Annotated in this window: 26 protein-coding genes; 25 read left to right on the forward strand and 1 reads right to left on the reverse strand. The window is 68.0% G+C overall.

Annotation, left to right across the window (positions count from 1 at the left end):
• Window positions 1-29: 29 nt before the first annotated feature.
• On the reverse strand, window positions 30-1,736 hold the full coding sequence (locus ACZ6KO_RS14260; protein ID WP_469304287.1) for a hypothetical protein: 1,707 nt from the start codon (window positions 1,734-1,736) through the stop codon (window positions 30-32).
• A 416-nt stretch (window positions 1,737-2,152) separates the two neighbouring features.
• On the opposite strand from ACZ6KO_RS14260, the gene ACZ6KO_RS14265 reads away from it, so the two are divergent.
• The 25 genes from ACZ6KO_RS14265 (at window position 2,153) to map (ending at window position 17,299) form a co-directional block, all read left to right on the forward strand.
• Window positions 2,153-3,970, forward strand: coding sequence for a hypothetical protein (locus ACZ6KO_RS14265; protein ID WP_469304288.1), 1,818 nt, complete (start codon window positions 2,153-2,155; stop codon window positions 3,968-3,970).
• 531 nt (window positions 3,971-4,501) lie between these two features.
• Window positions 4,502-4,810, forward strand: coding sequence for a 30S ribosomal protein S10 (rpsJ, locus tag ACZ6KO_RS14270; RefSeq protein ID WP_003948644.1), 309 nt, complete (start codon window positions 4,502-4,504; stop codon window positions 4,808-4,810).
• Between the two features lie 14 nt (window positions 4,811-4,824).
• Window positions 4,825-5,469: a 50S ribosomal protein L3 gene (gene rplC / locus ACZ6KO_RS14275; protein WP_150209236.1), complete on the forward strand. Its 645-nt coding sequence runs from the start codon at window positions 4,825-4,827 to the stop codon at window positions 5,467-5,469.
• 5 nt (window positions 5,470-5,474) lie between these two features.
• Entirely contained in the window at window positions 5,475-6,125 is a 651-nt protein-coding gene (rplD, locus tag ACZ6KO_RS14280) for a 50S ribosomal protein L4 (RefSeq protein ID WP_469304289.1), read from the forward strand.
• A complete protein-coding gene (gene rplW / locus ACZ6KO_RS14285; RefSeq protein ID WP_469304290.1) occupies window positions 6,125-6,445 on the forward strand; it encodes a 50S ribosomal protein L23 in 321 nt (106 codons plus the stop codon). The genes rplD and rplW overlap by 1 nt, the downstream gene beginning before the upstream one ends.
• A gap of 39 nt (window positions 6,446-6,484) precedes the next feature.
• The gene (gene rplB / locus ACZ6KO_RS14290; protein WP_150209239.1) at window positions 6,485-7,321 is read left to right on the forward strand and encodes a 50S ribosomal protein L2; all 837 of its coding nucleotides are present in this window, start codon (window positions 6,485-6,487) and stop codon (window positions 7,319-7,321) included.
• 12 nt (window positions 7,322-7,333) lie between these two features.
• Complete coding sequence (gene rpsS, locus ACZ6KO_RS14295) at window positions 7,334-7,615, forward strand: 30S ribosomal protein S19 (RefSeq protein WP_007265903.1); 282 nt, start codon at window positions 7,334-7,336, stop codon at window positions 7,613-7,615.
• A gap of 43 nt (window positions 7,616-7,658) precedes the next feature.
• On the forward strand, window positions 7,659-8,006 hold the full coding sequence (gene rplV / locus ACZ6KO_RS14300; protein WP_226734108.1) for a 50S ribosomal protein L22: 348 nt from the start codon (window positions 7,659-7,661) through the stop codon (window positions 8,004-8,006).
• Entirely contained in the window at window positions 8,006-8,842 is an 837-nt protein-coding gene (gene rpsC / locus ACZ6KO_RS14305; protein WP_401452378.1) for a 30S ribosomal protein S3, read from the forward strand. Before rplV ends, rpsC begins: the two co-directional genes overlap by 1 nt.
• Window positions 8,843-8,847: 5 nt before the next feature.
• Window positions 8,848-9,267, forward strand: a complete 420-nt coding sequence (gene rplP, locus ACZ6KO_RS14310) for a 50S ribosomal protein L16 (RefSeq protein ID WP_469304291.1) — start codon at window positions 8,848-8,850, stop codon at window positions 9,265-9,267.
• Window positions 9,267-9,491: a 50S ribosomal protein L29 gene (rpmC, locus tag ACZ6KO_RS14315; RefSeq protein WP_030773828.1), complete on the forward strand. Its 225-nt coding sequence runs from the start codon at window positions 9,267-9,269 to the stop codon at window positions 9,489-9,491. Before rplP ends, rpmC begins: the two co-directional genes overlap by 1 nt.
• Window positions 9,491-9,775 carry a 30S ribosomal protein S17 gene (rpsQ, locus tag ACZ6KO_RS14320; RefSeq protein WP_401452382.1) on the forward strand — a complete coding sequence of 95 codons (285 nt, stop codon included), beginning with the start codon at window positions 9,491-9,493 and terminating at the stop codon, window positions 9,773-9,775. The genes rpmC and rpsQ overlap by 1 nt, the downstream gene beginning before the upstream one ends.
• 97 nt (window positions 9,776-9,872) lie before the next feature.
• Window positions 9,873-10,241, forward strand: coding sequence for a 50S ribosomal protein L14 (gene rplN, locus ACZ6KO_RS14325; protein WP_003956455.1), 369 nt, complete (start codon window positions 9,873-9,875; stop codon window positions 10,239-10,241).
• 2 nt (window positions 10,242-10,243) lie between these two features.
• The gene (rplX, locus tag ACZ6KO_RS14330) at window positions 10,244-10,567 is read left to right on the forward strand and encodes a 50S ribosomal protein L24 (RefSeq protein ID WP_401452384.1); all 324 of its coding nucleotides are present in this window, start codon (window positions 10,244-10,246) and stop codon (window positions 10,565-10,567) included.
• Window positions 10,567-11,118 (forward strand): 50S ribosomal protein L5, encoded by a 552-nt coding sequence (gene rplE, locus ACZ6KO_RS14335; protein ID WP_469304292.1) that lies wholly within the window; start codon window positions 10,567-10,569, stop codon window positions 11,116-11,118. The genes rplX and rplE overlap by 1 nt, the downstream gene beginning before the upstream one ends.
• A 5-nt stretch (window positions 11,119-11,123) precedes the next feature.
• Entirely contained in the window at window positions 11,124-11,309 is a 186-nt protein-coding gene (locus ACZ6KO_RS14340) for a type Z 30S ribosomal protein S14 (protein WP_003956452.1), read from the forward strand.
• A 219-nt stretch (window positions 11,310-11,528) separates the two neighbouring features.
• On the forward strand, window positions 11,529-11,927 hold the full coding sequence (rpsH, locus tag ACZ6KO_RS14345) for a 30S ribosomal protein S8 (protein WP_079429302.1): 399 nt from the start codon (window positions 11,529-11,531) through the stop codon (window positions 11,925-11,927).
• Window positions 11,928-11,947: 20 nt separating this feature from the next.
• Entirely contained in the window at window positions 11,948-12,487 is a 540-nt protein-coding gene (gene rplF, locus ACZ6KO_RS14350; RefSeq protein ID WP_042812337.1) for a 50S ribosomal protein L6, read from the forward strand.
• Window positions 12,488-12,490: 3 nt separating this feature from the next.
• Complete coding sequence (gene rplR / locus ACZ6KO_RS14355) at window positions 12,491-12,874, forward strand: 50S ribosomal protein L18 (protein ID WP_366474134.1); 384 nt, start codon at window positions 12,491-12,493, stop codon at window positions 12,872-12,874.
• Window positions 12,875-12,919: 45 nt separating this feature from the next.
• On the forward strand, window positions 12,920-13,525 hold the full coding sequence (gene rpsE, locus ACZ6KO_RS14360) for a 30S ribosomal protein S5 (RefSeq protein ID WP_030201551.1): 606 nt from the start codon (window positions 12,920-12,922) through the stop codon (window positions 13,523-13,525).
• Window positions 13,525-13,707, forward strand: a complete 183-nt coding sequence (gene rpmD / locus ACZ6KO_RS14365; protein WP_005313525.1) for a 50S ribosomal protein L30 — start codon at window positions 13,525-13,527, stop codon at window positions 13,705-13,707. The genes rpsE and rpmD overlap by 1 nt, the downstream gene beginning before the upstream one ends.
• Window positions 13,708-13,709: 2 nt before the next feature.
• Entirely contained in the window at window positions 13,710-14,165 is a 456-nt protein-coding gene (rplO, locus tag ACZ6KO_RS14370; RefSeq protein ID WP_366474133.1) for a 50S ribosomal protein L15, read from the forward strand.
• A gap of 188 nt (window positions 14,166-14,353) precedes the next feature.
• Window positions 14,354-15,667, forward strand: a complete 1,314-nt coding sequence (secY, locus tag ACZ6KO_RS14375; protein WP_401452392.1) for a preprotein translocase subunit SecY — start codon at window positions 14,354-14,356, stop codon at window positions 15,665-15,667.
• Window positions 15,667-16,314, forward strand: coding sequence for an adenylate kinase (locus ACZ6KO_RS14380; protein ID WP_469304293.1), 648 nt, complete (start codon window positions 15,667-15,669; stop codon window positions 16,312-16,314). Before secY ends, ACZ6KO_RS14380 begins: the two co-directional genes overlap by 1 nt.
• Before the next feature lie 133 nt (window positions 16,315-16,447).
• Window positions 16,448-17,299 (forward strand): type I methionyl aminopeptidase, encoded by an 852-nt coding sequence (gene map / locus ACZ6KO_RS14385; protein ID WP_469304294.1) that lies wholly within the window; start codon window positions 16,448-16,450, stop codon window positions 17,297-17,299.
• Window positions 17,300-17,333 lie beyond the last annotated feature (34 nt).

A 17,333-nucleotide genomic window follows, 5' to 3' on the forward strand; every position in this document is an offset into this window, starting at 1 on the left:
ACCGGCGGCACACCCCTTTCGCGTCTGCGCTACCGGCGCTGCCCGGGAGACGACTCGTTCCCGCCCCGCACCGGCGGGATGTACACCGCGCAGTCGCCCTGGATCGCGCCCTTGACGGCGAACTCCGGACACGTCCCGTCGGGCTGCCGCACGTTGTGCGAGGTCCACGCCAGCTGCCCGGTGGAGTTCTCGGCGGGGGAGCGCGGCATGTACGCGTCGGCCGTGGCCGAACCCGCCGTACCGAAGAGCAGCCCCAGCGCGCACAGCGCGCCGATCACACCGGCCCGCCGCCGCGGGACGGCGGCACCGCGCCGGCCCAGGCCCGGCACCAGCGCCTCGTGGGTGCGCAGCCAGTCCCGGATCCGCCCGGCCCCCAGGTACACCGCCAGCCCGGTCAGCGCGATCAGGCAGTACACGATCTGCAGGCTGGTCCGCGGATAGAGCTGTACGGCCTGGTCGCGCGCCATGTGCGAGGCGTACCAGTAGCGCAGGGCGAACGCGCTGGCCGTGCAGGCCGCCAGCGTCAGCACGGCGGGCTGCCGCAGCCCCAGGGCCACCGCCACGCCCAGCCCCGCCACCAGCACGAGGGTGAAGAGCCCGACCCCGCCGAGCTCGCCGGGCGGCGGCCAGCCGATGCTGCGCAGCGGGCCCGGCATCGAGGCACCCCACATCGCGAAGTACGCCGGGTCGCTGAGGGTGTCGAAGTAGAAGAAGTTGTCCTTGGTCGAACCGCTCACGCCGAGCAACCGCGTCATGTAGCCCCCGGCCAGCACCAGGAACACACCCAGCGAGGACGCCAGCACCAGCAGCCCGTCCAGCAGCGCCCGCGCCCCGCCCGACCGCGCCAGCCCCACGAGCACCACCGCGAACAGCACGACCACGCCCACGGCGGACCACACGAACCAGCCCGCGTACAGCAGGAACAGCACGGCGAGCACCGCACCGAGCACGCCGCCCGTCACCATCGCCCGCCGCCGCCCCAGCCGGGCCGAGCGCTGCGTGGTGTCGACCAGCTTGGCGAAGACCGGGATCACGATCATCAGGACGAGCGGGGAGTACGGCTTGTAGGGCTCGACCAGCGGCAGCGAGGCCGTCACCCCGATGCCCAGGGCCCACAGCGGCGGCAGCAGCATCCGCCAGGCCAGGTAGGCGGCCGGCCCGCAGAGCGCCAGGAACCCGATCATCAGCCACTTCATGGCCTTGGCCACATCGCCGCCGAAGGCCAGCTCGGCGGTCCACGCCAGCAGGTACGGCAGGCCCGGCGGGTACGACGGGGGCAGCGCCACTCCGTCCATCACGTCGTACGCCCAGCCCTGCAGGGTCCCGGCGTCGCCCCAGTTCGCGTACATCGGCCACACCGTGCCGCGCAGGGCCACCACACTGCCGGCCGCCGTCACGCCCGTGGCCAGACCGGCCACCGCCGCCGCGCCCAGCCGGACGGCCACCCCCGGCATCCGCCGGGCCAGGGCCGCGTACAGCAGCACGGTCACCGTCAGCAGCGCCAGCAGCCGCAGCTGGATCGCCGCCAGGCCGCTGACCTGCCCGATCCGCTCCATCGGGTTCTCGCGCAGGCTCGTGCTCAGCCAGGTGAGCAGGAGGGCGGCGAAGACCGCCGTGCCCGCCTCGGCGAGGGTGACGGCGAAGGTACGGGTGGAACGGCTGCGGCCGCGGCGCGGGGCGGGGCGCGGGACCAGGCGTTCTGCGCCCGGTGCTGCCGGGGGCGCGGTGACTGTCATGTGCCCCGAGCCTACCGGCCGTATCCGGCCGTTCCGCGCCGAGCCCGGCACCCGGCCGCCCCGACGGCCGCCCCCGCCGGCCGCCGCCCCGGCGGGTCCGGGCGGGTCCCGGCCGGGGGGCGGCGGCACCCACCGTGCACGCACGGGCCGCCGGAGCGCCGCCGGCACTTGGTACGGTTGCCGCGGGGGGACGCCAAGGTCGTGCGCACACGTGCCACGGGGAGCCGCTTCCACGCGCCTCCCGGATGCACGTGCTCCATGCTGCGCCGGCGACCCCGTCGCGCGCGGCGCGCGGGCGCCGAGACCGCGCCCAGCCGCCCCAGCCGCCACCACGGCGGCCGTACCGGGGCGGCCAGCAGCAGACATACGGCCGCAGCACGCTGTTCGCGGTGACGTCGCGACGGAAATGGACTGAGATGACGAACCTGGCCCCCGAGGCGGTCGGAGAGGCCGCCACGGCGCAGCGCCGGCCCGGGAGCGCGGACGGCAGCCCCGCCGACTCCGCCCCGCGCGGCCGAGCGGCCTCGTGGATGTCCCGGCGCTGGGTGCGCGCCCTGGCCGAGATCCTGGTCAGCGTCGGCGCCGCCCTCGGCTACACGCTCCTGGCCCGGCACATCAGCGTGAACCCGATGAACCGCATCGGCCAGGTCAGCGGCCTCGCCAAGCTCCAGCAGTACGTGGCGATCCTCGCCCTGCCGCTGCTCGCGCTGCTGCTGTACACGGCCTACCGCGGCGCGCTGCGGCGCCACGAGACCGTCAAGCGCCTGGTCTGCGCCGCGCTGGCCGGCCTGTCCACCGGCGTGATCGCCGGCGGCATCGTCGTCGCGCTGCGCGGCACCCCCTGGCCGCTCGGCGGCCAGGAGGGCGACCCGAGCGTCCTGATCGCCATGGCCAACTCCTTCCTGCACGGCGAAGGCATGTCGGGCATCTACCCGCCCGGCTTCCCGGCCCTGATGGCCGCCTGGGCGAAGATCCGCTACGACGGCATCGGCAGCGCCGGCTTCGCCCTGCACGACATGCAGATCTTCTTCAGCGCCCTGGCCGGGCCGATGGCGTACCTGGCCTGGCGGCTGCTGCTGCGCCCCTTCTGGGCCCTGCTGATCGCGGTCCCCTCGGCCGTGCTCTTCCTCGACCCGATCCGCCCGTACAGCCACGTCGTCATGATCGTGCTGCTGCCGCTGCTCGCCTACTTCATGCGCGAGATCCGGCGGTCCGCCGGGCGCTCCGTGCGCGCGGCCCTGCTGCGCGGCGCGGGCCTGGGCCTGGTCTTCGGCATCCTCTTCCTCTGGTACTCCGGCTGGTACGTCTGGGCCGCTCCCGGCGTGTTCCTGCTGGCCCTGTTCGTCTTCCCCTGGCGCGGTGGCGCGGCCGCCCGCGGCCGGGCCGGCGCCTACCTCGGCGCCACCGTGGTCACGGCCGGCGTCGTCGGCGCCCCGCTGCTGTACCAGATGATCCGGCTGGGCTCCCAGACCCCGGACCGCTACGCCTACCTGTCGGTCTACGCCGACCCCGCGTACGTCATGGGCTGGGCCTCCGACCGCGCGGGCACGCTGACGTACGAGACCTGGCCGGTGGCGGGCGAGATGGCCGGCCAGAGCGCCTTCACGCTGCTCCTGCTGCTCGGCGTGGGCCTGGGCATCGGCCTGGGGCTGCGCAGCATCGTCGTGCGCACGACGGCGGCGGTCCTGGTCGGCGCGTGGCTGGCCCGCTTCTGGTTCGCCTCCCACATGGCGCACGAGAAGGCCGTCCAGCTCTACCCCCGGACCACCTGGATCATCATGTACTGCCTGATGATCCTGGCCGTGCTGGGCCTGATGATCACGGTTCGGCGCGGCTCCGGCTGGGCCGAGCGCACCCTGCGGCGCGGCGCCGACGCGGGCGCGGCCCCGGTCGTGCCGCGGCGGGTCGTCCAGCAGCTGGTGGCGGGCCTGATCTGCGTGACCGCGCTGTTCGCGACCATGGGCGCCTCCTGGTCGGTCAACCGCTACATGCCGGCGGCCGAGGCCGCGAACAACTCGCAGGACACGATGGGCATCGACGCCTGGCGCGCCCACACGATCAAGAAGCCGAACGGCACGTGCCCGCGCTTCTCCCCGGTCAAGAAGTGCGCCGAGCCGATCATCCAGGACTGGAAGCCCAGCGCCGACGACGGCCACATCTGGTGCGCGAACGTCGCCGCCAAGGACTGGCCGAAGGTCTGCGGCCGCCGGGCGCCGTTCGAGGACCCGAAGTAGCCGAGGCGGAGCGGCGGGGCGGGCGCGGTACGAACCGGGTCCCCCCCGCCGTTTCGGCCGCCGCGGCCCGTGTGGCGGAAGCCCCGCGGCCCTGCGTGGCGCGGTTTGACGTGTCCCCGCAGGCGGGTATTGTCTAGGGCCCCGATTGGCGCAGTACGTGTCTCGTATGGCAGACTGTCGGGGTTGCTCGGTTGAGTGCCGATGCTGCGCGCCTCCCGCCGGGAGGACCGGAAGCGAGTCCCACAGTACTCGTCGCCTTTACCTGCCCCTCGGGGCAGCAATGGGGCGGACGTACGGGAATCTTCCGGGAAGCGTGGGCGGGGTACTCGCCAGGCACTCGGTGGGTGTTTCTCCCCCGAACCGCGGACCGGGTCTGGACCGCATCCCCTCTGAGCAGGGAATTTCCGTATGGGAATTTTCTCTGGCGGGAGTGCGACACGCCCGACCGCGTGGGTCGGAGAGAAGCGGCGCGAGAGCGCAGCCGGCCGAGTACCAGAGCGTTTTCACTAGACAAAGGACTACTGAGTAGCCATGGCGGGACAGAAGATCCGCATCCGGCTCAAGGCCTACGACCACGAGGTCATCGACTCCTCGGCGAAGAAGATCGTCGAGACGGTGACCCGCACTGGTGCGTCGGTCGCGGGCCCGGTGCCGCTGCCCACTGAGAAGAACGTGTACTGCGTCATCAAGTCGCCGCACAAGTACAAGGACTCGCGCGAGCACTTCGAGATGCGCACGCACAAGCGCCTGATCGACATCCTCGACCCGACGCCCAAGACCGTTGACTCGCTGATGCGCCTGGACCTTCCGGCCGGCGTCGACATCGAGATCAAGCTCTGAGAGGCGTCGAGAAGATGGCAAAGCAGATCAAGGGCGTCCTGGGCGAGAAGCTCGGCATGACCCAGGTCTGGGACGAGAACAACCGTGTCGTCCCGGTGACCGTCGTCAAGGCCGGGCCCTGTGTCGTGACCCAGGTCCGTACCAACGACATCGACGGCTACGAGTCGGTTCAGATCGCCTTCGGCGAGATCGACCCGCGCAAGGTGAACAAGCCCCTCAAGGGCCACTTCGCCAAGGCCGACGTGACCCCGCGCCGCCACCTGGTGGAGCTCCGTACCTCCGACGCCAGCGAGTACACGCTCGGCCAGGAGATCACTGCCGAGGTGTTCGAGTCCGGCGTCAAGGTTGACGTCACGGGCAAGAGCAAGGGCAAGGGCTTCGCCGGTGTCATGAAGCGCCACAACTTCCGTGGTCTGGGTGCCGGTCACGGTACGCAGCGCAAGCACCGCTCTCCCGGTTCCATCGGTGGCTGCGCCACCCCGGGCCGTGTGTTCAAGGGCCTCCGCATGGCTGGCCGCATGGGCAACGAGCGGGTCACCACCCAGAACCTGACCGTTCACGCCGTTGACGCGGAGAAGGGCCTGCTGCTCATCAAGGGCGCGGTTCCTGGTCCGAACGGCGGCCTCGTCCTGGTCCGCACTGCGGCCAAGGGGGCCTGAGGACTATGAGCACCATTGACATTCTGTCGCCCGCAGGCGACAAGACCGGGACCGTCGAGCTCCCGGCCGAGATCTTCGACGCCAAGGTCAGCGTTCCGCTGATCCACCAGGTCGTCGTCGCGCAGCTGGCCGCTGCCCGTCAGGGTACGCACAAGGTCAAGACGCGTGGCGAGGTCCGTGGTGGTGGTAAGAAGCCGTACCGCCAGAAGGGCACCGGCCGCGCCCGTCAGGGTTCGACCCGTGCGCCGCAGTTCGCCGGCGGTGGCGTCGTCCACGGCCCCGTGCCGCGTGACTACTCGCAGCGGACCCCGAAGAAGATGAAGGCCGCCGCTCTGCGTGGCGCCCTCACCGACCGGGCCCGTCACTCCCGCATCCACGTCGTCTCCGGCGTGGTCGAGGGTGCCGCCTCCACCAAGGCCGCCAAGACGCTGTTCGGCAAGATCTCGGAGCGCAAGAACCTGCTCCTGGTCGTCGACCGCGCCGACGAGGCCGCGTGGCTGTCCGCCCGCAACCTGCCCCAGGTGCACATCCTGGAGCCGGGCCAGCTGAACACGTACGACGTGCTCGTCTCGGACGACGTGGTCTTCACCCAGGCCGCTCTCGAGTCCTTCGTGTCTGGCCCCAAGGCCGCTGAGACCGAAGGGAACGAGGGCTGATGTCTGAGGCCACGATCACCAGCAAGACCTTCACGGACCCGCGCGACCTGCTGATCAAGCCGGTCGTCTCCGAGAAGAGCTACGCGCTGCTGGACGAGAACAAGTACACGTTCGTCGTCGACCCGCGTGCGAACAAGACCCAGATCAGGCAGGCCGTCGAGGCGGTCTTCTCGGTCAAGGTCACCGGGGTCAACACGATCAACCGCCAGGGCAAGCGCAAGCGCACCAAGACGGGGTTCGGCAAGCGTGCCAACACCAAGCGCGCCATCGTGACCCTTGCCGAGGGCGACCGTATCGACATCTTCGGCCAGGCCTCCTAACGGAGCGCCCTGGTCCGAATATCGGACGAGGACTGAGAAATGGGTATCCGCAAGTACAAGCCGACGACTCCGGGCCGTCGTGGCTCCAGCGTCGCCGACTTTGTCGAGATCACGCGGTCCACGCCGGAGAAGTCGCTGGTCCGCCCCCTGCACAGCAAGGGCGGCCGTAACAACGCCGGTCGTGTGACCGTTCGCCACCAGGGTGGCGGACACAAGCGCGCCTACCGAGTGATCGACTTCCGTCGTCACGACAAGGACGGCGTGCCGGCCAAGGTCGCGCACATCGAGTACGACCCCAACCGCACCGCTCGCATCGCTCTTCTGCACTACGCGGACGGCGAGAAGCGCTACATCATCGCTCCGCGCGGCCTGAACCAGGGCGACCGGATCGAGAACGGCCCGACGGCCGACATCAAGCCCGGTAACAACCTGGCGCTCCGCAACATCCCGGTCGGTACCACGATCCACGCGATCGAGCTCCGTCCCGGTGGCGGTGCCAAGTTCGCCCGTTCCGCGGGCGCCTCCGTGCAGCTGCTGGCGAAGGAAGGTGCCATGGCGCACCTCCGTATGCCGTCCGGTGAGATCCGCCTGGTCGACGTGCGCTGCCGCGCCACCGTCGGCGAGGTCGGCAACGCCGAGCAGTCGAACATCAACTGGGGCAAGGCCGGCCGCATGCGCTGGAAGGGCGTCCGCCCGACCGTCCGCGGTGTCGCGATGAACCCGGTTGACCACCCGCACGGTGGTGGTGAGGGCAAGACCTCCGGTGGTCGCCACCCGGTCTCCCCGTGGGGTCAGAAGGAGGGTCGTACTCGCTCGCCGAAGAAGGCTTCGAGCAAGTACATCGTCCGCCGCCGCAAGACGAACAAGAAGCGCTAGGAGCGGGTTTAGATGCCGCGCAGTCTCAAGAAGGGGCCCTTCGTCGACGACCACCTCGTAAAGAAGGTGGACGCCCAGAACGAAGCCGGCACCAAGAACGTCATCAAGACCTGGTCCCGTCGCTCGATGATCATCCCCAGCATGCTGGGTCACACCATCGCGGTGCACAACGGCAAGACCCATGTCCCGGTGTTCGTCACCGAGTCCATGGTCGGCCACAAGCTCGGCGAGTTCTCGCCGACTCGCACCTTCCGCGGCCACGTCAAGGACGACCGGAAGTCGAAGCGCCGCTAATCGCGGGGTGGACTGACTAATGACTTACATCGAAGGGACAACCATGGAAGCCAGGGCCCAGGCGCGGTACATCCGCGTCACGCCCATGAAGGCCCGCCGTGTGGTGGACCTCATCCGTGGCATGGACGCCACGGAGGCCCAGGCGGTCCTGCGTTTCGCCCCGCAGGCCGCGTCTGTGCCGGTCGGCAAGGTGCTTGACAGCGCCATCGCCAACGCCGCGCACAACTACAACCACACGGACGCCTCCTCGCTGGTCATCAGCGAGGCGTTTGTTGACGAGGGTCCGACCCTGAAGCGGTTCCGTCCGCGCGCCCAGGGCCGTGCCTACCGGATCCGCAAGCGGACCTCCCACATCACCGTGGTCGTCAGCAGCAAGGAAGGAACCCGGTAATGGGCCAGAAGGTAAACCCGCACGGGTTCCGGCTCGGCATCACCACCGACTTCAAGTCGCGTTGGTACGCCGACAAGCTGTACAAGGACTACGTCAAGGAAGACGTCGCCATCCGTCGGATGATGACGTCCGGCATGGAGCGCGCCGGTATCTCGAAGGTTGAGATCGAGCGCACCCGTGACCGTGTCCGCGTGGACATCCACACCGCTCGCCCGGGCATCGTCATCGGCCGCCGCGGCGCCGAGGCCGACCGCATCCGCGGCGACCTGGAGAAGCTGACCGGCAAGCAGGTCCAGCTGAACATCCTCGAGGTCAAGAACCCCGAGGTCGACGCTCAGCTGGTGGCCCAGGCCGTCGCCGAGCAGCTGTCCTCCCGCGTCTCCTTCCGTCGGGCCATGCGCAAGAGCATGCAGTCCGCCATGAAGGCCGGCGCCAAGGGCATCAAGATCCAGTGTGGCGGCCGTCTCGGCGGCGCCGAGATGTCCCGCTCGGAGTTCTACCGCGAGGGTCGTGTGCCGCTGCACACGCTGCGCGCGAACGTCGAGTACGGCTTCTTCGAGGCCAAGACCACCTTCGGCCGCATCGGCGTGAAGGTCTGGATCTACAAGGGCGATGTCAAGAACATCGCCGAGGTTCGCGCCGAGAACGCTGCGGCCCGCGCGGGCAACCGCCCGGCCCGTGGTGGCGCCGACCGTCCGGCCGGTGGCCGTGGTGGTCGCGGTGGCGAGCGTGGCGGCCGTGGCGGCCGCAAGCCGCAGCAGGCTGCTGCTGCCGAGGCCCCCAAGGCCGAGGCCGCTGCCGCCGCTCCGGCTGAGAGCACCGGAACGGAGGCCTGACCGACATGCTGATCCCTCGTAGGGTCAAGCACCGCAAGCAGCACCACCCGAAGCGTCGCGGTATGGCGAAGGGTGGCACTGAGGTCGCATTCGGCGAGTACGGCATCCAGGCGGTGACCCCGGCCTACGTGACGAACCGCCAGATCGAGGCGGCTCGTATCGCGATGACCCGCCACATCAAGCGTGGCGGCAAGGTCTGGATCAACATCTACCCGGACCGTCCGCTGACGAAGAAGCCCGCCGAGACCCGCATGGGTTCCGGTAAGGGTTCCCCGGAGTGGTGGATCGCGAACGTGCACCCGGGCCGGGTCATGTTCGAACTGTCCTACCCGAACGAGAAGATTGCGCGTGAGGCTCTGACTCGTGCGGCCCACAAGCTGCCGATGAAGTGCCGGATCGTCAAGCGCGAGGCAGGTGAGTCGTGATGGCGGCCGGTACCAAGGCGTCGGAACTGCGCGAGCTCGGCAACGAGGAGCTCGTTGCCAAGCTGCGTGAGGCCAAGGAAGAGCTGTTCAAGCTCCGTTTCCAGGCGGCCACGGGTCAGCTGGAGAACAACGGCCGGCTCAAGGCCGTCCGCAAGGACATCGCCCGGATCTACACCCTGATGCACGAGCGCGAGCTCGGCATCGAGACGGTGGAGAGCGCCTGATGAGCGAGAACAACGTGACTGAGAACAAGACCGAGCGCGGTTTCCGCAAGACCCGTGAGGGTCTGGTCGTCAGCGACAAGATGGACAAGACCGTCGTCGTCGCCGTCGAGGACCGCGTCAAGCACGCGCTGTACGGCAAGGTCATCCGCCGTACGAACAAGCTCAAGGCGCACGACGAGCAGAACGCCGCCGGCATCGGCGACCGCGTCCTCCTGATGGAGACCCGGCCGCTGTCCGCCACCAAGCGGTGGCGCGTCGTCGAGATCCTCGAGAAGGCCAAGTAATTAGTCCGGGGGGTTTCCCCCGGATTCGTTCCGCCAGGCTCGGCCGGGGCTTCACCGAAGCCCCGGCCGGGAACCGGCAGACAAACAGGAGATAGACGTGATCCAGCAGGAGTCGCGACTGCGTGTCGCCGACAACACTGGTGCCAAGGAGATCCTTTGCATCCGTGTTCTCGGTGGTTCGGGTCGCCGCTACGCGGGCATCGGTGACGTCATCGTCGCCACCGTCAAGGACGCGATCCCCGGTGGCAACGTGAAGAAGGGTGACGTCGTCAAGGCGGTCATCGTTCGCACCGTCAAGGAGCGCCGCCGCCAGGACGGCTCGTACATCCGCTTCGACGAGAACGCCGCCGTCATTCTGAAGAACGACGGCGACCCTCGCGGCACCCGTATCTTCGGCCCCGTCGGCCGTGAGCTGCGCGAGAAGAAGTTCATGAAGATCATCTCGCTCGCGCCGGAGGTGCTGTAAGCATGAAGATCAAGAAGGGCGACCTGGTTCAGGTCATCACCGGCAAGGACAAGGGCAAGCAGGGCAAGGTCATCCAGGCCATGCCGACTGAGAACCGCGTCCTGGTCGAGGGTGTCAACCGGGTCAAGAAGCACACCAAGGCTGGTCAGACCGCTGGTGGTTCGCAGGCCGGTGGCATTGTGATCACCGAGGCCCCGATCCACGTCAGCAACGTTCAGCTGGTCGTGGAGAAGGACGGCAAGAAGGTCGTCACCCGCGTCGGTTACCGCTTCGACGACGAGGGCAACAAGATCCGCGTTGCCAAGCGCACGGGTGAGGACATCTGATGGCTACCACTCCGCGTCTGAAGACGAAGTACCGCGAGGAGATCGCGGGCAAGCTGCGTGAGGAGTTCTCCTACGAGAACGTCATGCAGGTTCCCGGCCTCGTGAAGATCGTGGTCAACATGGGTGTGGGCGACGCCGCCCGCGACTCCAAGCTGATCGACGGCGCCATTCGCGACCTCACCACGATCACCGGTCAGAAGCCGGCCGTCACCAAGGCCCGCAAGTCCATCGCGCAGTTCAAGCTGCGTGAGGGCCAGCCGATCGGTGCGCACGTCACCCTGCGTGGCGACCGCATGTGGGAGTTCCTGGACCGCACCCTGTCGCTCGCGCTGCCGCGCATCCGCGACTTCCGCGGCCTGTCGCCGAAGCAGTTCGACGGCCGTGGCAACTACACCTTCGGTCTCACGGAGCAGGTCATGTTCCACGAGATCGACCAGGACAAGATCGACCGCGTCCGGGGTATGGACATCACCGTGGTCACCACGGCGACCAACGACGCTGAGGGCCGCGCGCTCCTCCGTCACCTCGGCTTCCCCTTCAAGGAGGCGTAAGCGAGATGGCGAAGAAGGCTCTCATTGCCAAGGCTGCTCGTAAGCCCAAGTTCGGTGTGCGTGCGTACACCCGCTGCCAGCGCTGCGGCCGCCCGCACTCCGTGTACCGCAAGTTCGGCCTGTGCCGCGTGTGCCTTCGTGAGATGGCTCACCGTGGCGAGCTGCCGGGCGTGACCAAGAGCTCCTGGTAGTCCCTTCACCCTTTGGGTGTTGAGGCTTCCAGACGCTCTCGGTAAGCATCAGGTCGGCGGACCGCCCATCCCGCATGCCGTAGGCTTGTGGGGTTGGGCGTCCGCCGCCCTACCGACTTACTACGCCGTAGGTCCCCGCGCCGCACCCGTCCCGCCCCTGTGTGGGGAGAGGGATGGCGCATACAGGAAACCCCGGCGAGAGAGGCCGAAGGCCGATTCATGACCATGACTGACCCGATCGCAGACATGCTGACTCGTCTGCGTAACGCAAACTCGGCGTACCACGACCAGGTCGTGATGCCGCACAGCAAGATCAAGTCGCACATCGCGGAAATCCTCAAGCAGGAGGGTTTCATCACCGGCTGGAAGGTCGAGGACGCCGAGGTCGGTAAGAACCTCGTTCTCGAGCTGAAGTTCGGTCCGAACCGCGAGCGCTCGATCGCCGGCATCAAGCGCATCTCGAAGCCGGGTCTGCGCGTGTACGCGAAGTCCACCAACCTGCCGAAGGTTCTCGGTGGCCTGGGCGTGGCGATCATCTCCACGTCCCACGGTCTCCTGACCGGCCAGCAGGCGCAGAAGAAGGGCGTGGGTGGGGAAGTCCTCGCCTACGTCTGGTAGTCGGGAACGGAGGAAAAGCTATGTCTCGTATCGGCAAGCTCCCCATCCCGGTTCCCGCCGGCGTGGACGTCACCATCGATGGCCGCACGGTCACCGTCAAGGGCTCCAAGGGCTCCCTGACGCACACCGTTGCCGCCCCCATCGAGATCGTTAAGGGCGAGGACGGCGTTCTGAACGTCACCCGTCCGAACGACGAGCGTCAGAACAAGGCCCTCCACGGCCTGTCCCGCACGCTGGTGGCCAACATGATCACCGGTGTGACCACGGGATACACCAAGGCGCTCGAGATCAGCGGTGTCGGTTACCGCGTCGCCGCGAAGGGCTCCGACCTGGAGTTCCAGCTCGGCTACAGCCACCCGATCCTGGTGGAGGCCCCCGAGGGCATCTCCTTCAAGGTCGAGTCGCCGACCAAGTTCTCGGTCGAGGGCATCGACAAGCAGAAGGTCGGCGAGGTCGCGGCGAACATCCGCAAGCTGCGGAAGCCCGACCCGTACAAGGCCAAGGGCGTCAAGTACGCCGGCGAGGTCATCCGCCGCAAGGTCGGAAAGGCTGGTAAGTAAGCCATGGCATACGGTGTGAAGATCGCCAAGGGCGACGCTTACAAGCGTGCGGCCAAGGCTCGCCGCCACATCCGCATCCGCAAGAACGTGTCGGGTACGGCGGAGCGTCCGCGCCTCGTCGTGACGCGTTCCAACCGCAACATCGTCGCTCAGGTCATCGACGACCTCCAGGGTCACACCCTGGCGTCCGCGTCGACCCTGGACGTTTCGATCCGCGGTGGCGAGGGTGACAAGTCCGCGCAGGCCAAGCAGGTCGGTGCCCTGGTCGCTGAGCGCGCCAAGGCCGCCGGCGTCGAGGCCGTCGTGTTCGACCGTGGTGGCAACAGGTACGCCGGGCGCATTGCCGCTCTGGCTGACGCCGCCCGCGAAGCCGGGCTGAAGTTCTAAGCCCCGGTTCCGGGACTAACGGACGTAACAGAGAGAGGTAATCCAATGGCTGGACCCCAGCGCCGCGGCAGCGGTGCCGGTGGCGGCGAGCGGCGGGACCGGAAGGGTCGCGACGGTGGCGCTGCTGCCGCCGAGAAGACCGCGTACGTTGAGCGCGTTGTCGCGATCAACCGCGTCGCCAAGGTTGTCAAGGGTGGTCGTCGTTTCTCCTTCACCGCGCTCGTCGTGGTGGGTGACGGTGACGGCACCGTAGGTGTCGGTTACGGCAAGGCCAAGGAGGTGCCGGCCGCCATCGCCAAGGGTGTGGAGGAGGCCAAGAAGCACTTCTTCAAGGTCCCCCGTATCCAGGGCACCATCCCGCACCCCATCCAGGGTGAGAAGGCGGCGGGCGTCGTCCTGCTGAAGCCTGCTTCCCCCGGTACCGGTGTTATCGCCGGTGGCCCGGTGCGCGCCGTTCTGGAGTGCGCCGGCGTTCACGACATCCTGTCGAAGTCGCTCGGCTCCGACAACGCGATCAACATCGTGCACGCGACCGTGGAGGCCCTCAAGGGCCTGCAGCGTCCCGAGGAGATCGCGGCCCGCCGCGGTCTGCCGCTCGAGGACGTCGCCCCCGCGGCTCTCCTTCGTGCGCGTGCTGGGGCGGGTGCGTAATGGCTCGCCTCAAGATCACGCAGACGAAGTCGTACATCGGTAGCAAGCAGAACCACCGCGACACCCTGCGTTCGCTCGGGCTCAAGCGCCTGAACGACGTGGTCGTCAAGGAGGACCGCCCCGAGTTCCGCGGCATGGTGCACACCGTCCGCCACCTCGTGACGGTTGAGGAGGTCGACTGATCATGGCGGAGAACAACCCGCTCAAGATCCACAACCTCCGTCCCGCCCCGGGCGCCAAGACCGCGAAGACCCGTGTGGGTCGCGGTGAGGCGTCGAAGGGTAAGACGGCCGGTCGTGGTACCAAGGGCACCAAGGCCCGTTACCAGGTTCCGGAGCGCTTCGAGGGTGGGCAGATGCCCCTCCACATGCGCCTCCCGAAGCTGAAGGGCTTCAAGAACCCGTTCCGTACGGAGTACCAGGTCGTCAACCTGGCCAAGCTGGCCGAGCTCTACCCCGAGGGTGGAGAGGTCACCGTGGCCGGGCTGGTCGAGAAGGGCGCCGTTCGCAAGAACAGCCTCGTCAAGGTCCTGGGCCAGGGCGAGATCTCCGTGGCGCTGCAGGTTTCGGTTGACGCCGTTTCCGGCTCCGCCAAGGAGAAGATTGCCGCTGCGGGCGGCACCGTCACCGAGCTCGTCTGAGACGAGTTCAGTGGCTCATAGCGAATAAAACCGACCGGGGATGCCTCACAAATGGGGCATCCCCGGTTGGTCGTTCCACGGGGGGCGCAGTCGCCGGTAAGGTGGCCTGCACCTTTGCTTTGTCGTATACGTCGATTCCTTCAGACCGTCACCTCTGACGCAGTAGCGCGGGGGTCGCAGGAGGCACCGTGCTCACCGCGTTCGCCCGGGCGTTCAAGACGCCCGACCTGCGCAAGAAGCTGCTCTTCACGCTCGGCATCATCGTGCTGTTCCGGCTCGGGTCCCACATCCCGGTACCCGGCGTGAGCTACAAGAACGTCCAGATCTGCGTGGACCAGGCCGGCAGTTCCAACGGCCTGTTCGGTCTGGTGAACATGTTCAGCGGCGGTGCGCTGCTGCAGATCACGATCTTCGCGCTCGGCATCATGCCGTACATCACGGCGAGCATCATCCTGCAGCTGCTGACCGTGGTCATTCCCAAGCTGGAGAACCTGAAGAAGGAGGGGCAGGCCGGTACCGCGAAGATCACGCAGTACACGCGTTACCTGACGGTCGCCCTCGCCATCCTCCAGGGCACCGGCCTCGTCGCCACGGCCCGCTCCGGTGCGCTCTTCCAGGGCTGCCAGGTCGCCAGCCAGATCGTTCCCGACCGGACGATCTTCACCACCGTCGTCATGGTCATCACGATGACCGCCGGTACCTGTGTCGTCATGTGGCTCGGCGAGCTCATCACCGACCGCGGCATCGGCAACGGCATGTCGATCCTCATGTTCATCTCGATCGCCGCCGGCTTCATCGGCGCGCTGTGGCAGATCAAGCTCCAGGGCAAGATCGCCGACGGCTGGGTCGAGTTCGGCGTCGTCATGCTCGTCGGCCTCGCGATGGTCGGCCTGGTGGTCTTCGTCGAGCAGGCGCAGCGCCGCATCCCGGTCCAGTACGCGAAGCGCATGATCGGCCGTCGTGCCTACGGCGGCACGTCGACCTACATCCCGCTCAAGGTGAACCAGGCCGGCATCATTCCGGTCATCTTCGCCTCGTCGCTGCTGTACATCCCGGCGCTCATCGTGCAGTTCAGCGGTTCGACCGCCGGCTGGGCCACCTGGATCCAGAAGCACTTCGTCAAGGGCGACCACCCCTACTACATCGCCGTCTACTTCATCCTGATCGTTTTCTTCGCGTTCTTCTACGTGGCGATTTCGTTCAACCCCGAGGAAGTAGCGGACAACATGAAGAAGTATGGTGGCTTCATCCCGGGTATCCGGGCGGGCCGTCCTACTGCCGAGTACCTGAGCTACGTGCTCAACCGGATCACCTGGCCGGGGTCGCTGTACCTGGGTCTCATCGCTCTTGTGCCGACGATGGCGTTGGCGGGCTTCGGGGCGAACCAGAACTTCCCGTTCGGCGGGACGAGCATCCTGATCATCGTGGGTGTGGGTCTGGAAACCGTGAAGCAGATCGAGAGCCAGCTCCAGCAGCGCAATTACGAAGGGTTCCTCCGCTGATGCGTATCGTCCTCGTCGGGCCTCCCGGTGCGGGCAAGGGAACGCAGGCCGCGTTCCTTGCCAAGAACCTGAACATCCCGCACATCTCCACGGGCGACCTGTTCCGCGCGAACATCAGCCAGGGCACCGAGCTGGGCAAGCAGGCGAAGGCGTTCATGGACGCCGGCGACCTGGTCCCGGACACGGTGACCATCGGGATGGCGAAGGACCGCATGGAGCAGCCCGACGCCGTCGGCGGCTTCCTGCTGGACGGGTTCCCGCGCAACGTCTCCCAGGCGGAGGCGCTGGACGGCATGCTCCAGGCCGCCGGCATGAAGCTGGACGCCGTCCTCGACCTGGAGGTCGAGGAGGACGAGGTGGTCAAGCGGATCGCCGGTCGCCGGATCTGCCGCAACGACTCCGCGCACGTCTTCCACGTGACGTACGCCCCGCCGAAGACCGGGGGCGTCTGCGACGTCTGCGGCGGCGAGCTGTACCAGCGCGGCGACGACTCCGAGGAGACCGTCCGCACTCGGCTGGAGGTCTACCACACGCAGACCGAGCCGATCATCGACTACTACAAGGCCCAGGGCCTGCTCGTGACGATCGCCGCCCTCGGCGAGGTGCAGGACGTCACGAAGCGCGCCATGGAAGCGCTGAAGAAGTAGTTCCGCGCTGTAGCGCTGTACGGCCGCGGTGTCCACCGGACGCCGCGGCCGTACTGTTGATACGGCTCATCCCCGTTTACCCCGTACTCCGTACCCGGTACCCCGTACTCCCGAAGGTGGAAGGCACACGTCCATGGTCCAGCTGAAGACTCCCGAGCAGATCGCGAAGATGCGGGAGGCCGGTCTGGTCGTCGCCGCCATTCACGCGGCGACCCGGGAGGCGGCCGTGCCGGGCGCCACGACGCGGGATCTGGACATGGTCGCCCGCAAGGTGATCGCCGACCACGGGGCGAAGTCGAACTTCCTGGGGTACGGGGGCTTCCCCGCGACCATCTGCACCTCGGTGAACGAGGTCGTCGTGCACGGCATCCCGGACGACAAGACGGTCCTCAAGGACGGCGACATCATCTCGATCGACGCGGGCGCGATCGTGGAGGGCTGGCACGGCGACGCGGCGTACACGGCCTTCGTGGGCACCGGTCACGCCCCGGAGCTGATCGAGCTCTCCCGGGTGACCGAGGAGTCGATGTGGGCGGGCATCGCCGCGATGAAGGCCGGCAACCGCCTGGTCGACATCTCGCGGGCGATCGAGGCCTACATCAAGCGCCAGCCGCGGCCGGCGGCCGGCGACCACAGCCTCGGCAAGTTCGGGATCATCGAGGAGTACGGCGGCCACGGCATCGGCTCGGAGATGCACATGGACCCCCACCTGCTGAACTACGTCTCGCGCAAGCGCGGCAAGGGCATCAAGCTGGTCCCGGGCGTCTGCCTGGCCATCGAGCCGATGGTCTCCCTGGGCACGCCCCGTACCGAGGTCCTCGCGGACGACTGGACGGTCATCACCACCGACGGCACCTGGTCCTCCCACTGGGAGCACTCGGTCGCCCTGACGGAGGCCGGCCCGATCGTCCTGACGTCCCCGGACTGCGGGAAGGCCAAGCTCGCGGAGTACGGCGTGACGACGGCGCCCGACCCCCTGGGCTGAGCGGCCCCCGGCCCCGTCGACATGTCGGCGTAAT

The sequence above is a fragment of the Streptomyces sp. NPDC042102 genome (assembly GCF_055582305.1).

Bases quoted from the DNA above. Each gene is read 5' to 3' on its own strand.
- ACZ6KO_RS14340 (WP_003956452.1), top strand. From the start codon at position 11,124: ATGGCGAAGAAGGCTCTCATTGCCAAGGCTGCTCGTAAGCCCAAGTTC.
- rplD (WP_469304289.1), top strand. From the start codon at position 5,475: ATGAGCACCATTGACATTCTGTCGCCCGCAGGCGACAAGACCGGGACC.
- rpsC (WP_401452378.1), top strand. From the start codon at position 8,006: ATGGGCCAGAAGGTAAACCCGCACGGGTTCCGGCTCGGCATCACCACC.
- rpsS (WP_007265903.1), top strand. From the start codon at position 7,334: ATGCCGCGCAGTCTCAAGAAGGGGCCCTTCGTCGACGACCACCTCGTA.
- rplC (WP_150209236.1), top strand. From the start codon at position 4,825: ATGGCAAAGCAGATCAAGGGCGTCCTGGGCGAGAAGCTCGGCATGACC.
- rplV (WP_226734108.1), top strand. From the start codon at position 7,659: ATGGAAGCCAGGGCCCAGGCGCGGTACATCCGCGTCACGCCCATGAAG.
- ACZ6KO_RS14265 (WP_469304288.1), top strand. From the start codon at position 2,153: ATGACGAACCTGGCCCCCGAGGCGGTCGGAGAGGCCGCCACGGCGCAG.
- ACZ6KO_RS14380 (WP_469304293.1), top strand. From the start codon at position 15,667: ATGCGTATCGTCCTCGTCGGGCCTCCCGGTGCGGGCAAGGGAACGCAG.
- rpsJ (WP_003948644.1), top strand. From the start codon at position 4,502: ATGGCGGGACAGAAGATCCGCATCCGGCTCAAGGCCTACGACCACGAG.
- rpsH (WP_079429302.1), top strand. From the start codon at position 11,529: ATGACCATGACTGACCCGATCGCAGACATGCTGACTCGTCTGCGTAAC.
- rplP (WP_469304291.1), top strand. From the start codon at position 8,848: ATGCTGATCCCTCGTAGGGTCAAGCACCGCAAGCAGCACCACCCGAAG.
- rplW (WP_469304290.1), top strand. From the start codon at position 6,125: ATGTCTGAGGCCACGATCACCAGCAAGACCTTCACGGACCCGCGCGAC.
- rplE (WP_469304292.1), top strand. From the start codon at position 10,567: ATGGCTACCACTCCGCGTCTGAAGACGAAGTACCGCGAGGAGATCGCG.
- rplX (WP_401452384.1), top strand. From the start codon at position 10,244: ATGAAGATCAAGAAGGGCGACCTGGTTCAGGTCATCACCGGCAAGGAC.
- map (WP_469304294.1), top strand. From the start codon at position 16,448: ATGGTCCAGCTGAAGACTCCCGAGCAGATCGCGAAGATGCGGGAGGCC.
- rplF (WP_042812337.1), top strand. From the start codon at position 11,948: ATGTCTCGTATCGGCAAGCTCCCCATCCCGGTTCCCGCCGGCGTGGAC.
- rpsE (WP_030201551.1), top strand. From the start codon at position 12,920: ATGGCTGGACCCCAGCGCCGCGGCAGCGGTGCCGGTGGCGGCGAGCGG.
- rpsQ (WP_401452382.1), top strand. From the start codon at position 9,491: ATGAGCGAGAACAACGTGACTGAGAACAAGACCGAGCGCGGTTTCCGC.
- ACZ6KO_RS14260 (WP_469304287.1), bottom strand. From the start codon at position 1,736: ATGACAGTCACCGCGCCCCCGGCAGCACCGGGCGCAGAACGCCTGGTC.
- rpmC (WP_030773828.1), top strand. From the start codon at position 9,267: ATGGCGGCCGGTACCAAGGCGTCGGAACTGCGCGAGCTCGGCAACGAG.
- rplR (WP_366474134.1), top strand. From the start codon at position 12,491: ATGGCATACGGTGTGAAGATCGCCAAGGGCGACGCTTACAAGCGTGCG.
- rpmD (WP_005313525.1), top strand. From the start codon at position 13,525: ATGGCTCGCCTCAAGATCACGCAGACGAAGTCGTACATCGGTAGCAAG.
- rplB (WP_150209239.1), top strand. From the start codon at position 6,485: ATGGGTATCCGCAAGTACAAGCCGACGACTCCGGGCCGTCGTGGCTCC.
- rplO (WP_366474133.1), top strand. From the start codon at position 13,710: ATGGCGGAGAACAACCCGCTCAAGATCCACAACCTCCGTCCCGCCCCG.